This is a genomic window from Streptomyces sp. NBC_00370 (genome assembly GCF_036084755.1).
In the GTDB taxonomy this organism is placed as follows: Bacteria; Actinomycetota; Actinomycetes; order Streptomycetales; family Streptomycetaceae; genus Streptomyces.
On record NZ_CP107968.1, the window covers coordinates 6,027,312 to 6,039,588 of the forward strand.

Annotated in this window: 12 protein-coding genes; 6 read left to right on the plus strand and 6 right to left on the minus strand. The window is 70.4% G+C overall.

The annotated features are described in order from the left end of the window. Positions 1 to 18: 18 nt before the first annotated feature. From OHS57_RS27000 to OHS57_RS27010, 3 genes are read right to left on the minus strand one after another with little or no spacing between them, the layout of a single operon-like run. A complete protein-coding gene (locus OHS57_RS27000; protein WP_328583609.1) occupies positions 19 to 930 on the minus strand; it encodes a carbohydrate ABC transporter permease in 912 nt (303 codons plus the stop codon). After that, on the minus strand, positions 930 to 1,838 hold the full coding sequence (locus tag OHS57_RS27005) for a carbohydrate ABC transporter permease (RefSeq protein ID WP_041984107.1): 909 nt from the start codon (positions 1,836 to 1,838) through the stop codon (positions 930 to 932). The genes OHS57_RS27000 and OHS57_RS27005 overlap by 1 nt, the downstream gene beginning before the upstream one ends. Positions 1,839 to 1,851: 13 nt before the next feature. After that, entirely contained in the window at positions 1,852 to 3,180 is a 1,329-nt protein-coding gene (locus tag OHS57_RS27010) for an ABC transporter substrate-binding protein (protein ID WP_328583610.1), read from the minus strand. Positions 3,181 to 3,333: 153 nt separating this feature from the next. Here OHS57_RS27010 and OHS57_RS27015 point away from each other — a divergent pair, with 153 nt between their 5' ends. Further along, positions 3,334 to 4,467: a LacI family DNA-binding transcriptional regulator gene (locus tag OHS57_RS27015; RefSeq protein WP_328583611.1), complete on the plus strand. Its 1,134-nt coding sequence runs from the start codon at positions 3,334 to 3,336 to the stop codon at positions 4,465 to 4,467. A 74-nt stretch (positions 4,468 to 4,541) separates the two neighbouring features. Here the strand turns inward: OHS57_RS27015 and OHS57_RS27020 are convergent, their stop codons facing one another. Further along, complete coding sequence (locus tag OHS57_RS27020; protein WP_041984102.1) at positions 4,542 to 5,231, minus strand: TetR/AcrR family transcriptional regulator; 690 nt, start codon at positions 5,229 to 5,231, stop codon at positions 4,542 to 4,544. Positions 5,232 to 5,340: 109 nt separating this feature from the next. On the opposite strand from OHS57_RS27020, the gene OHS57_RS27025 reads away from it, so the two are divergent. Then, positions 5,341 to 6,273: an SDR family oxidoreductase gene (locus OHS57_RS27025; protein WP_328583612.1), complete on the plus strand. Its 933-nt coding sequence runs from the start codon at positions 5,341 to 5,343 to the stop codon at positions 6,271 to 6,273. A gap of 52 nt (positions 6,274 to 6,325) precedes the next feature. Here the strand turns inward: OHS57_RS27025 and OHS57_RS27030 are convergent, their stop codons facing one another. Then, positions 6,326 to 7,111, minus strand: a complete 786-nt coding sequence (locus OHS57_RS27030; protein WP_328583613.1) for an alpha/beta fold hydrolase — start codon at positions 7,109 to 7,111, stop codon at positions 6,326 to 6,328. Between the two features lie 69 nt (positions 7,112 to 7,180). After that, a complete protein-coding gene (locus OHS57_RS27035) occupies positions 7,181 to 7,510 on the minus strand; it encodes a DUF427 domain-containing protein (protein ID WP_041984094.1) in 330 nt (109 codons plus the stop codon). Between the two features lie 117 nt (positions 7,511 to 7,627). On the opposite strand from OHS57_RS27035, the gene OHS57_RS27040 reads away from it, so the two are divergent. The 4 genes from OHS57_RS27040 to ligA are packed head-to-tail and all read left to right on the plus strand — an operon-like array spanning position 7,628 to position 12,178. Next, entirely contained in the window at positions 7,628 to 8,167 is a 540-nt protein-coding gene (locus OHS57_RS27040; protein WP_041984093.1) for a TIGR00730 family Rossman fold protein, read from the plus strand. Positions 8,168 to 8,195: 28 nt separating this feature from the next. Beyond that, positions 8,196 to 8,885, plus strand: coding sequence for an SDR family oxidoreductase (locus OHS57_RS27045; RefSeq protein WP_041984092.1), 690 nt, complete (start codon positions 8,196 to 8,198; stop codon positions 8,883 to 8,885). Then, positions 8,882 to 9,907, plus strand: coding sequence for a methionine synthase (locus tag OHS57_RS27050; protein ID WP_041984091.1), 1,026 nt, complete (start codon positions 8,882 to 8,884; stop codon positions 9,905 to 9,907). The genes OHS57_RS27045 and OHS57_RS27050 overlap by 4 nt, the downstream gene beginning before the upstream one ends. Positions 9,908 to 9,922: 15 nt before the next feature. After that, positions 9,923 to 12,178 (plus strand): NAD-dependent DNA ligase LigA, encoded by a 2,256-nt coding sequence (gene ligA / locus OHS57_RS27055; protein ID WP_328583614.1) that lies wholly within the window; start codon positions 9,923 to 9,925, stop codon positions 12,176 to 12,178. Positions 12,179 to 12,277 lie beyond the last annotated feature (99 nt).

Here is a 12,277-nt window from a genome sequence, read left to right on the forward strand (position 1 = left end):
TGGGAGGAGCCGGCTTGGTCACTTGCTGAAGCCGGCCGTCAGACCGCGTACGAGATAGCGCCGCCCGAGCAGATACGCGGCGAGCATGGGCAGCGTGGAGAGCACCACGGCGGCGAGGATCGCCGGCACGTTCACGGTGAACTCGCCCTGGAACGTCCACAGCGCCATCGGCAGCACCCGCTGGTTCGGGCTCTGCGTGAGGATCAGCGGGAAGAGGAAGCCGTTCCACACGTGCAGCCCGTCGTAGATGCCGACCGTCACGATCGCCGGGCGGGCCAGCGGCATGACGAGGCTGCGCAGGATCCGCAGATCGCTCGCGCCGTCCATGCGCATCGACTCGAACAGTTCCTTGGGGATGTCCCGGATGAAGTTCGCCAGGATCAGCACGGTGATCGGAATGGCGAACCCGATGGACGGGAGGATCAGCGCGAGCAGGCTGTCGTACAGATGCACCTTGGTGATCATGTAGTACAGCGGAATGATCGTCGCGTGCACCGGGATCGCGAGCCCCAGCAGGAAGACCGAGAACGCCGAGCGGACGAACCGGCCGTTGCCCCGCACCACCGCGTACGCCGCCATGAGGGACAGCACGACGGTGACGGCGACGGCGGCGATCGTGATGACGACGCTGTTGAGGAAGTAGCGGCCGAAGCCGCTGTTCAGCACCAGCGAGTAGTTGTCGAAGGTGATGTGGCTGGGGAACGCCAGCGGGTTCGTCGCGAAGAACCCCTGCTGGGCGCGGAGGCTGGAGATCACCACGTAGTAGACCGGCACGATGATGACCGCCAGCCAGACGAAGCCGCCGAGCCCCGCCAGTACGTTGGGCCGCCTGCGCAGCGCGCGCGGCGTGCGGCCGCGCCGTGGCCGCGGTGCCGGGCCGTCCGGTCCTGTCCGCGCCGCGGGCTCCCGGACCGTGGTCGTCGTCACCATCAGAGACCTTCCTGTTCACTGCGCATCCGGCTGAAGCCGGAGAACCTGGTCAGTACGAAGGCCAGGGCGAGCCCGATGACGACGAGGATCACGGCGAGGACACTGGCGTCGCCCATGTCGTTGGCCTGGAAGCCGGTCAGATACATGTCGACCGGCAGCAGCCGGGTGGAGTTGCCGGGACCGCCCGCCGTCAGCACGAAGACCACGTCGAAATAGGTCAGCGAGCCGGTGATCATCAGTGTCGACGAGGTGATGACGGTGTTACGCAGCTGCGGCAGCGTGATGTACCAGAACTGCTGGAGCCGGCCGGCCCCGTCGATCGTCGCCGCCTCGTACAGGGAGTCCGGGATCTGCCGCACGGCCGCCTGGTAGAGCAGCGTGTGGAACGGCACGAACTGCCAGGCGATCACGAAGATCACCACGTACAGCACCAGGTCGGGATCGCCCAGCCAGTTCTGCGCCAGGGCGTGCAGCCCCGGTGCGCCGCCGATCCCGAAGTTCGGGTCGAGCAGCGCCTTGAACGCGATGGCCACGGCCGCCGACGACAGCAGCAGCGGTACGAAGTAGAGCGCGGCGAGCACGGCGCGGTAGCGCTGGGTGCCGGCGGTGAAGACCCCGAGCAGCAGGCTGATGGGGGTCTGCACCACCCACGAGACCACCATGATCTTCACGGTCAGCAGCAGGGCGTTGCCGGTGAGCGGGTCGTGCAGGACCCGGGTCCAGTTGCTCAGCCCCTGCCAGGTGATGGCGCCGAGGCCGTCCCAGTGCGTGAAGCTGAGCACCACGGCGCCGGCCAGCGGCACCAGGGCGAACACGACGAACATCAGCAGGGCCGGTACGGCGAACAGCCCGCTCGCGCCCGAACCGCGGCGACGGGCCGCCGGGTTGTCGGTAGGGAGGACAGACACGTCGAACTCGCCTTCAGGCGGAAATGGTCGCGTTCATGGTGGACGCGAATTTCTTGGGGCTGATCTCGCCCAGGAAGATCTGCTGGAGCGCCGTCAGTACGGAGTCGCCCTGCTGCGGGCTCAGCGCCTGGTCCAGGGAGAGTGCGAAGTTCGGTGCCTTGGAGGCGAGTTCGTAGATCGCCTTGAAGTACTCCGGGTCGCTCGCCTTGGCGAGCTGTGCGTCCAGATTCGCCACGGGCGGCACATTGCCGACGGACAACAGGTCCGCCGCGTACTGGGCGTTGAGCAGATCGCTCTTGATGTAGGCGCGCGCTGCGGCCTTCTCGGCCGCGCTCGCCGACGCCGAGATCGACCAGAAGTTGGACGGGTTGCCCGCCACGTTGGCCGGATCGCCCTTGCCGCCCTCGACGGTCGGGAACGGGAAGTAGCCGAGCTTGCCGTCGCTGATGAACTTCGGGTCGGCCGTCTGGATGGTCTGGTACGTGGCCGGCAGCCCGAGGCTCATCGCCGCCTTGCCCGTGTACAGCAGCGCGATGTCGGCGCCGCTGTCGGTGGAGATCGAGGCGAAGCCCTTGACGAAGCCGTCGGCCTTCACCAGCTGCTGGATCATCTCGTTGGCCTGGGTGACGGCCGGGTTGGACCACGCGTCCGGCTTGTTCGCGAGGATGTCGTTCAGCACGCCGGGGCCGCCGATGCGGTCCATCAGATAGGAAAGCCACGGCAGCAGCGGCCACTTGGCCTGTCCGCTGACGGTGAAGGGGGCTGTCCCGGCCTTCTTGAACTTCGGCACCAGCGCCATCAGTTCGCCCCAGCTCGCGGGCGGCTGGGCGCCGATCTTGGCGAACAGGTCCTTGTTGTAATAGACCATCACCGGCTTCACGCCGTTGTTCGGCAGCGCGTACGTCTTGCCGCCGACCGTGCCCGCCTTGGCGATCGAGGGCAGGAACCGGCCCTTGAGCTGCGGGTCGGCCGCGAGGTCGCTGAGGTCGTCGACCGAGCCCGCCTGGACGTACGAGTTGAGGACGCCGCCGCCCCAGCCGTAGATCAGGGTGGGGGACTGGCCGGCCCCGACGGCGGTGCGGATCTTCTGCTTGTAGGGGTCGTTGGCGAAGGACTGGACGCCGATCCGCTGGTCCGAGTGGGCGCTGTTCCAGGAGTCGAACGAGTTCTGGAACGCCTTCTCGGTGACCCCGCTGATGATCCACACGGAGGCGCTGCCCTTGCCGCCGCCGCCGGAAGCGCCGGTGCTGGGCCCCGAGGTGCCGCAGCCCACCGCCGTACCGCCGACCAGGGCCGCGAGTCCCGCGAGCACAGTTCTGCGTGAGGTGACCGATCCCGTCATGCTGTCCGCCTCTCTGCCCCGGTCACGTCAACGGGCCCGGGGCAGCTCTGATCCAGCTTTGATTTTCGGCCATCGTGCAGGGCTGCTTCGGGTCTGTCAATCGTTATCGATAACGTTATCGAAATCGTTTTCGCTGGCGGTAGGATCTGGTCCGTGACCACTCATCGTGTGACCATCCGCGACGTCGCCTCGCAAGCCGGAGTCTCGGTGGCGACCGTCTCCAAAGTGCTGAACGAACGTCACGGGGTGGCGGTGAGCACGGTGGAGCGGGTGCGCGCGGTCATCGAGCAGCTCGGCTACGAGTCGAGCCTGGTGGCGCGCAGCCTGCGCAACCACCGCACGAATGTGGTCGGCGTGCTGGTCTGGGCCATCGAGCCGTACAGCGCCGAACTGCTCAAGGGCGCGGCGCGCGCGATCAAGGGCACCGGGTACGAGCTGGTCGTGTACTCGACGGGCGGTGAGGGCGGCGGCCACATCGGGTGGGAGCGCCGCTATCTCTCACGGCTTTCGGGGACCTTGATCGACGGGGCCGTGCTGGTGACGCCGACGGTCTCCGCCGAGGGGATCGGCTCGCCGGTCGTCGCCGTCGACCCGCATGTCGGGGGCGACGCGGTGCCGACGGTGGACGCCGACAACTTCCGTGGCGCGCAGCTGGCGGTGGAGCATCTGCTGGCGCTCGGCCACCGCAGGATCGGTTTCCTCGGCAGGCCGCCGCGCGACCTGGAGTCGGGCAAGCAGCGGGAGTACGGCTACCGCGCGGCGCTGGAGGCCGCCGGTATCGCGTTCGACCCGGAGCTGGTGCGGGCGGCGGGGTACGAGGAGAGCGAATCGACCGAGGCGGCGCGGCAGTTGCTCGAACTGCCCGAGCGGCCCACGGCGATCTTCGCGGCCAACGACCTGTCGGCGATCTCCACCATGGAGGTGGCGCTCACCCTCGGGATGACGGTCCCGGACGACCTGTCGGTCATCGGCTTCGACAACGTGCCGGAGAGCACGATGGTGCGGCCCGGACTGACCACCATCGAGCAGCCGTTGCAGCTGATGGGGCAGCGGGCGGTGGAGATGCTGCTGGAGGTCCTGGCCGGGCGTGAGCCGTCGCAGCGCCGGCTGCGGCTGCCCACGCGGCTCGTCGTGCGCGAGTCCTGCGCGCCGCCGCCGCTCAGCGCGCGGCGTCCGGGCACGGCCGCGGGTGCGGCTGCGAGCGCGGGCGCAGGCGCGGAACTGCCGGCGGCGCGCGGCGCCTCGGCCGACACCGATGCGGCGAGCGCCGCGTACGAACAGTCCTGACACCGGCGGTGGTTGGCCGAAAACCGCCTTCCCGGCAGCCGGAAAAGCCGGGCGCCGGACCGAGGGTGTCGCGTTCAGGCGGTGGCCCGGCGGGTGGCGCGTACGAGCAGCCCTGACAGCAGGGTCTGGCACACGTCGGTGAGGGTGGCCGTGAAGTCCATGCGCAGGGCGCCCAGTTCGGCGTCGCGCTCGTAGACCGTCAGCACGGCGGCCGACGGATGCGCGTGCGACCACACGGCCCCGGTCATCATCACGGCCGCGGTGGTGAAGCGCGTCGCGTCCGCCTCGTCGAGTTCGGGCAGCAGCCGGCCGACCAGCCGCACCAGATCCAGCACGTTCGCGACGGCCGCGCGCTTGTACTCGGCCGTCGCCTCGGGTGACACGTTCCGCTCAAGTACCGACGCCTGCGCGCCGATCAGATCGCACAGCACCGGATGCTCCGCCAGTGAGGCGGCCAGCGCCGCCGCCAACTGGTCGGCGCGCTCGTACGGTTCGGCCTTCGCGTCGACAGCGGTGGCGACCTCGGCCTCGAAGCCGTCCAGCCAGGTGCGCGTCGCCTCGTTCATCAGGTCCAGCAGGACGGCCTCGCGCGACTCGAAGTAGCGCAGCACGTTCGACTTCGCCAGTCCCACGCGCCGGCTCAGCTCGTTGAGGCTGAGCTGGGCCACCGGCATCTCCGTGAGCATCGCCGCCGCCGTGTCGAGGATCGCCTGTCTGCGCACGGCGCGCTGCTCCTCGCTGCGGGCGCGCTGGAAGCTCGTCATCGCCCCATCGTACAGACCTGCGGTCTGTTGTTATCGGACCGTCGGTCTGTTACCTTCGAAGACAACAGACCGGCGGTCTCCTATCTGCCGGACGACCGAAGGGGCCCTCATGTACACCGTTCCCGACCAGCACGGCAGGCTCGCCGTCGTCACGGGCGCCAACAGCGGTACGGGCAAGGAGGCGGCGAAGCGCCTCGCAGGCGCGGGGGCGCGCGTCGTGCTCGCCGTCCGTACGGTCGCCAAGGGCGAGCAGGCACGCGCCGAGATCCTCGCCGCGCATCCGGACGCACGGCTCGACGTGCGCAGGATCGACCTCGCGGAGCTGGACTCCGTACGGGAGTTCGCCGACGGGCTCATCGCCGAGGGGTCCCCGCTCGACCTGCTGGTCAACAACGCCGGCGTGATGTCGCCGCCGAGCCGGATCGCCACCGCAGACGGCTTCGAGCTCCAGATGGGCAGCAACTTCCTCGGCCCGTTCGCCCTGACGCTCAGGCTCCTGCCGCTGCTGCTCGCGGCGGACGCGCCCCGGGTGGCCACCATGACCAGCGGCACCGCCAACTACGGCACGATCGACTTCCAGGATCTGCAGTGGGAGAGCCGCCGCTACAGCGCGGTCCGCTCCTACGCCCAGTCGAAGCTCGCCGACCTGATCCTGACCCGTCAGCTCGCCGTTGTCGCCGCCGAGCGCGGCTGGCCGCTGCTGAGCACCGCCGCCCACCCCGGCTACACGAAGACCAACCTGCAGACGGCAGGGGCGAGCCTCGGCACCGGCAAGCCGTCCTTCACGTACTCGCTGATGAACCGGTTCGACATCCTGCCCTCGCAGGGCGTCGAGCAGGGCGCCGAGCCGCTGCTGTACGCGGCGACCAGCCCGGACGCCGTCGCCGCCGGTTACTACGGCCCCGGCGGGCGCTTCGGTCTCGTCGGCCCTGCGGCGCCCGCGCGTACCACCCGCAGGGCGCGCGACACCGAGGTCAACGCCCGGCTGTGGAGCGAGGCGGAGCGGCTGACCGGCGTGACCCTGCCCGCCGCCGTGCGCTGAGCGGGGTCGGACCTGGCCAGGACCCAGCTCAGCCCCGGGCTCCCTCCTGCGCTCAGCCCGCGAAGAAGTCGGCCAGCACCGGCGCCAGTACGTGCGGCGCCACGTCGTGCGTCTGCCCGGTCAGGGTGCGATGACGCCCGCGCGGCAGCGCCTCGGCCACCGCGCGCGAGGCGTCGCGCAGGAACGCCGGACTCGCGCCGCCGTCCACCACCATCGACCGGGTCCCGATCGTGGCGAGCCGTTCGGTGGGGATCAGCCCCGAGCCCAGCATCGCGTCGTCGTACGCGAGCGTGGGAGCGACGGCCGCCAGCGCGGGCCAGCCGGGCGACCGGCGCATCGCCGCGATCATCGCGGGGTCCATGCCGGTCAGCGACATGAACAGCTCCACGGCCTCGTCCCGCCGCCCCTGCGAGAGCAGCACGCCGAGCTGTCCCGTGTAGGCGGCGCTCGCCGGCACACCGGCCGGGTCGAGCAGATACGGAGGCTCGTACAGCGCCAGCTGGCTTATCTCCACCCCCGCGGCGGCCGCTTCCAGCGCCAGCGCCGCGCCCGACGACATCCCGTACACGGAAGCGCCGCCGCCTGCCTCGGCGACCAGCGCCGCCAGGTCCTCGACCTCGCGCCGTACCTCGTACGGCGCGGTGTCACCGCTCACGCCGCGGCCGCGCCGGTCGTACGTGATCACGTCGAAGCGCGGGGCCAGCAGCGCCGCGAGGGGCGCCCCCGACTCCGCCGTACAGAGCGCGCCGACCACGAGAACGACCGGCGGTCCCTGGCCCGAGCGCCGGTAGGCGATGACGGTGCCGTCCGGAGACTTCACCTTGTGCGAGGTGTCCATGGAAGTGCAGACGGGCGGGCCCGGCGAAACTCATCGCCGGGCCCGGAAAATTCTTCGCCGCACCGGCGCTCAGTCCGGCAGCAGCTCCGTGTCGTAGAAGCAGAAGTGCCCCTTGACCTGCGCGACTTCCGCCTTCGGCGTGGGATACGCCCAGACCAGGTCCGGTGCGTCCGGCAGCGACCAGTAGGAGGCGTCCCCCTTGAAGGGGCAGTGCGTCGTGGTGTCCGACGGCGTCAGCAGCTCCACGCGTACGTCCTCCGGCGGCAGGTAGTAGCGGACGGGACAGCCGGTCTCGCGCAGTACGAGCGGCCGGCGGCTCTCGGCGAGCACCTGCCCGTCCCGTACGGCGCGTACGTGCTCGGTGCCCTCTTCGACGGTGATGGTGTGCCCGGTGGCCATGTCGTTGCGTCCCTTCGACGGCTCTGTCGGTGTGACCCGTACCTCTGTTGTCCGTACCTCTCTCTTACGACAGCACCGGCCGGCTTCGCTCTCTTCCCTGCCTCTACCGTTGACCGCATGAACATCTGTGTCTTCCTCTCCGCCGCCGACCTCGACGAGCGCTACACCCGGCCCGCCCGTGAATTCGCCGAGCTGATCGGCAAGGGCGGCCACACCCTCGTCTGGGGCGGCTCCGACAGCGGTCTGATGAAGGTCGTCGCTGACGGTGTGGAGCGGGCGGGCGGCCGGCTGGTCGGGGTCTCGGTGGACTTCCTCTCCGCCGTGGTCCGGCCGGAGGCCGACGAGATGGTGGTCGCCAAGGACCTCGCCGAGCGCAAGGCGCTGCTGCTCGCCAAGTCGGACGCGGTCGTGATCATGGTGGGCGGCACCGGCACCCTGGACGAGGCGACCGAGATCCTGGAGCTGAAGAAGCACGGTCTGCACACCAAGCCCGTCGTGCTGCTCAACACGGCCGGTTTCTACGACGGGCTCAAGGAGCAGTTCCAGCGCATGGACGCCGAGGGCTTCCTGCCGCTGCCCCTCACCGAGCTGGTCTTCTTCGCCGAGGACGGTGTGGGCGCCCTCGCCTACCTGGAGGAGTCCGCCGGCGTGCGGTGAGGCTCCCGGGTGATGCGACGATGACGCCATGGCTACCCATCTGATCACCGGCGCCGGCTCGGGCATCGGCGCCGCTGTCGCGCGCCGGCTGCACGAACGCGGCGACGACCTGCTGCTGCTCGCACGCGACATCGGCCGCGCCAAGGAACTCAGCTCCCTCTACCCGGGCGCGGGCACGCTGGTCGGCGATCTCGGCCAGCCCGACCGGCTGGCCTGGGCGCTGGGGCAGCAGACGCTCCCCGACCACCTGGACTCGCTCCTGCACATCGCCGGGGTGGTCGACCTCGGCCCGGTCGGCGAACTGACGCCCAAGGTCTGGCACGGCCAGCTCAACGTGAACCTGGTCGCACCGGCCGAGCTGACCCGGCTCTTCCTGCCGCAGCTGCGGGCCGCCCGTGGCCAGGTGGTGTTCGTCAACTCGGGGGCCGGCCTGAGCGCGAACGCCGAGTGGGGCGCGTACGCCGCGTCCAAGCACGGACTGAAGGCCCTGGCCGACGCGCTGCGCCAGGAGGAGAAGCCGAACGGGGTCCGGGTGACCTCCGTCTATCCCGGCAGGACGGCCAGCCCCATGCAGGTCAAGGTCCACCAGCAGGAAGGCAAGGAGTACGTGGCTGACCGGTTCATCGACCCGGGCTCCGTGGCGACGATGCTGATCGCCGCGCTCGACCTGCCGCGCGACGCGCAGGTGGACGACGTGACCGTACGGCCCGGCCGATGAGCGACGCGGCGGCGGGCGACGGGACCGCGAGCCGGGTGAACTGGGGTCCTGCCACCGGCGTCGGTTCGATGCCCGGCGGCGACGCGCGGGAGACGGCCAAGGCGGTCACCGGCACCTTCGAGACGTTCCCCTATCTGGCGGAGCTGCCGGCCCGCGGCCCGGGAGCCGACATGATCGGCAGGACCGCGGGCATGCTCGTCGAGGTCTACGCGCGCGTGGAGCCCAGCGGCTGGCGCATCGGCGACCGGCCCGGCCGCGACACCAAACGCGCCTGGTCCTGGCTGGGGGAGGATCTGGACGCGCTGGAGGAGTTCACCCAGGGCTACACCGGACCGGTCAAGATCCAGGCCGTCGGGCCCTGGACGCTGGCGGCCTCGCTGGAGCTGCGGGGCGGCGAATCGGCGCTCAGCGACCCGGGCGCCTGCCGGGACCTGACCGGATCGCTGGTGGAGGGGCTCACCGCGCATCTGGCCGAGGTGCGCCGCCGGATTCCCGGCGCCGTACCGGTGCTGCAGCTGGACGAGCCTTCGCTCACCGCCGTGCTGCGCGGCCATGTCAGGTCCGCCAGCGGCTACCGCACCTACCGGGCGGTGGACCGGCAGGTGGTCGAGGACGCGCTGCGCCAGGTGACCGCGCTGACGCCGGGCGCGGCCGTGGTGCACTCCTGCGCGCCGGACGTGCCGTTCGCGCTGCTGAGGCGGGCGGGCGCGGCCGGAATCTCGTTCGATTTCGATCTCCTCACCGAGCGTGACGAAGACACGATCGGCGAGGCGGTCGAGGGCGGCACCCAACTCTTCGCCGGAGTCGTGCCCGGCACCGACAGCCCATTGTCAGACCCTGCCGGTAGCGTCATGGGTGTCAGAACGCTGTGGCGCAGGCTGGGGCTGGCGCCGGGGACTCTCGCCGGGTCCGTGGTGCTCACCCCGTCGTGCGGTCTCGCGGGCGCTTCACCCGGGTACGCACGGGAGGCGCTCGCCCACTGCGTCCGGGCGGCGAGATCCCTCGCGGACAACCCTGAGTAACGGGAGGACGAAACGGTGGCTGGCGAACAGCAGACGGCAGTGCCCGCGCAGGCGCGGGAGGAGCACGCCCGGATCGCCGAGGAGATCGACGAGCACCGCTACCGGTACTACGCCGAGGACCAGCCCGTCATCACCGACCGGGAGTTCGACGAACTCCTGCGGTCGCTGGAGGAGCTGGAGGAGCGCCATCCCGAGCTGCGCACCCCCGACTCGCCGACCCAGAAGGTCTCCGTCGACTACGAGACGGAACTGGTCAAGGTCGAGCACCGCGAGCGGATGCTCTCCCTGGACAACGCGTTCGACGACGCGGAGCTGACGGCCTGGGCCGACCGGCTCGCCAAGGACGTCGGCACCCCCGACTACCACTTCCTGTGCGAGCTGAAGATCGACGGCCTCGCCGTCAACCTGACGTACGAGAACGGGGTGCTGACCCGCGCGGCCACGCGTGGCACCGGCCGCGTCGGCGAGGACATCACGCCCAACGTCCGCACGATCGCCGAGATCCCGCACCGCCTCAAGGGCAAGCGGATCCCCGCCCTGGTGGAGATCCGCGGCGAGGTCTTCTTCCCGATGGAGGCCTTCCAGGACCTCAACGCGCGACGTGTCGAGGCGGGCGAGAAGCCGTACGCCAACCCGCGCAACTCCGCCTCGGGATCGCTGCGCCAGAAGGACCCCCGGGTCACCGCCACGCTGCCGCTGCACATGGTGGTGCACGGCATCGGTGCCCGTGAGGGCTTCGACATCGACTGCCTGTCGCACGCGTACGAGCTGCTGCGCGAATGGGGCCTGCCCACCGGCGAGCACAACAGAGTGGTCGACTCCATCGAGGGTGTGCGGGAGTTCATCGCCTACTACGGCGAGCACCGGCACTCGGTGGTGCACGAGATCGACGGTGTGGTCGTCAAGCTGGACGAGATCCCGCTCCAGGGCCGGCTCGGCTCCACCTCGCGCGCCCCGCGCTGGGCCATCGCCTGGAAGTACCCGCCCGAGGAGGTCAACACCAAGCTGGTCGACATCCGGGTCGGCGTCGGCCGCACCGGCAGGGTCACGCCGTACGCGGTCGTGGAGCCCGTCACCGTCGCCGGGTCGGAAGTCGAGTTCGCCACCCTGCACAACCAGGACGTGGTGAAGTCCAAGGGCGTCCTCATCGGGGACACGGTGGTGCTGCGCAAGGCCGGCGACGTGATCCCCGAGATCCTGGGCCCGGTGATGGGCCTGCGGCCCAAGGACGCGCGGGAGTTCGTGATGCCCGCCGAGTGCCCCGAGTGCGGGACCGCACTGCGCCCGATGAAGGAGGGCGACATCGACCTCCGCTGCCCCAACGGGCAGTCGTGCCCGGCCCAGTTGCGTGAGCGGCTGTTCTATCTCGCCGGCCGCAAGTGCCTGGACATCGAGAACTTCGGCTATGTGGCGGCGGCGGCGCTCACCAAGCCGCTGGAGCCGTCGACCCCGCCCCTGCTGGACGAGGGCGATCTCTTCGACCTGACCGAGGAGAAGCTGCTCCCCATCAAGGCGTACGTCCTCGACCAGGACAGCGGGCTGCCCAAGCGGGACCCGGAGACCGGCGAGGAGAAGATCGTCACGGTCTTCGCCAACCAGGAGGGCAAGCCGAAGAAGAACGCGCTCGCGATGCTGGAGCACATCGCCGCTGCCAAGAACCGGCCGCTCGCCCGGATCCTGGCCGGGCTCTCCATCCGGCATGTGGGACCCGTCGCCGCCGAGGCGCTGGCCAGGGAGTTCCGCTCCGTCGAGCGGATCGAGCAGGCGACGGAGGAGGAGCTGGCCGCCGTCGAAGGCGTCGGGCCGACCATCGCTGCGTCGCTCAAGCAGTGGTTCGAGGTCGACTGGCACCGCGAGATCCTGCGCAAGTGGCGGGCGGCCGGCGTGCGGATGGAGGAGGAGGGCAGCGGCGAGGACGAGGGCCCGCGCCCGCTCGCCGGGCTGACCGTCGTCGTGACCGGCACGCTGGAGGGATTCACCCGCGACGGCGCGAAGGAGGCGCTGCAGAGCCGTGGCGCCAAGGTCGCGGGGGCCGTCTCGAAGAAGACCGCCTTCGTGGTGGTCGGTGAGAACCCCGGATCCAAGCACGACAAGGCGATCCAGCTGAAGGTCCCGGTCCTCGACGAACGGGGCTTCACTGTCCTGCTCGCGGACGGCCAAGAGGCGGCCAGGGCAGTGGCGTTGGCGGCGGAGGGCGCGGAGGCGGAGCCGCCGGGGGAGTCTCCGGCGGAAACGGCCGAAGATGCCTCCGGGCCGAGCACCGGCGAGTAGCGTGGCGCACCGGCGGGGGAGCGGGCGCCAAGCTCGCCCGTTCGGCGCATATCAGATGGATAGGGACGGGCAGGTCGCATTCGGGCAACCGCCGACGAG

Coding starts and splice junctions, on each gene's coding strand:
- OHS57_RS27000 (WP_328583609.1), bottom strand. CDS start 930: ATGGTGACGACGACCACGGTCCGGGAGCCCGCGGCGCGGACAGGACCG.
- OHS57_RS27010 (WP_328583610.1), bottom strand. CDS start 3,180: ATGACGGGATCGGTCACCTCACGCAGAACTGTGCTCGCGGGACTCGCG.
- OHS57_RS27020 (WP_041984102.1), bottom strand. CDS start 5,231: ATGACGAGCTTCCAGCGCGCCCGCAGCGAGGAGCAGCGCGCCGTGCGC.
- OHS57_RS27025 (WP_328583612.1), top strand. CDS start 5,341: ATGTACACCGTTCCCGACCAGCACGGCAGGCTCGCCGTCGTCACGGGC.
- OHS57_RS27030 (WP_328583613.1), bottom strand. CDS start 7,111: ATGGACACCTCGCACAAGGTGAAGTCTCCGGACGGCACCGTCATCGCC.
- OHS57_RS27035 (WP_041984094.1), bottom strand. CDS start 7,510: ATGGCCACCGGGCACACCATCACCGTCGAAGAGGGCACCGAGCACGTA.
- OHS57_RS27040 (WP_041984093.1), top strand. CDS start 7,628: ATGAACATCTGTGTCTTCCTCTCCGCCGCCGACCTCGACGAGCGCTAC.
- OHS57_RS27045 (WP_041984092.1), top strand. CDS start 8,196: ATGGCTACCCATCTGATCACCGGCGCCGGCTCGGGCATCGGCGCCGCT.
- OHS57_RS27050 (WP_041984091.1), top strand. CDS start 8,882: ATGAGCGACGCGGCGGCGGGCGACGGGACCGCGAGCCGGGTGAACTGG.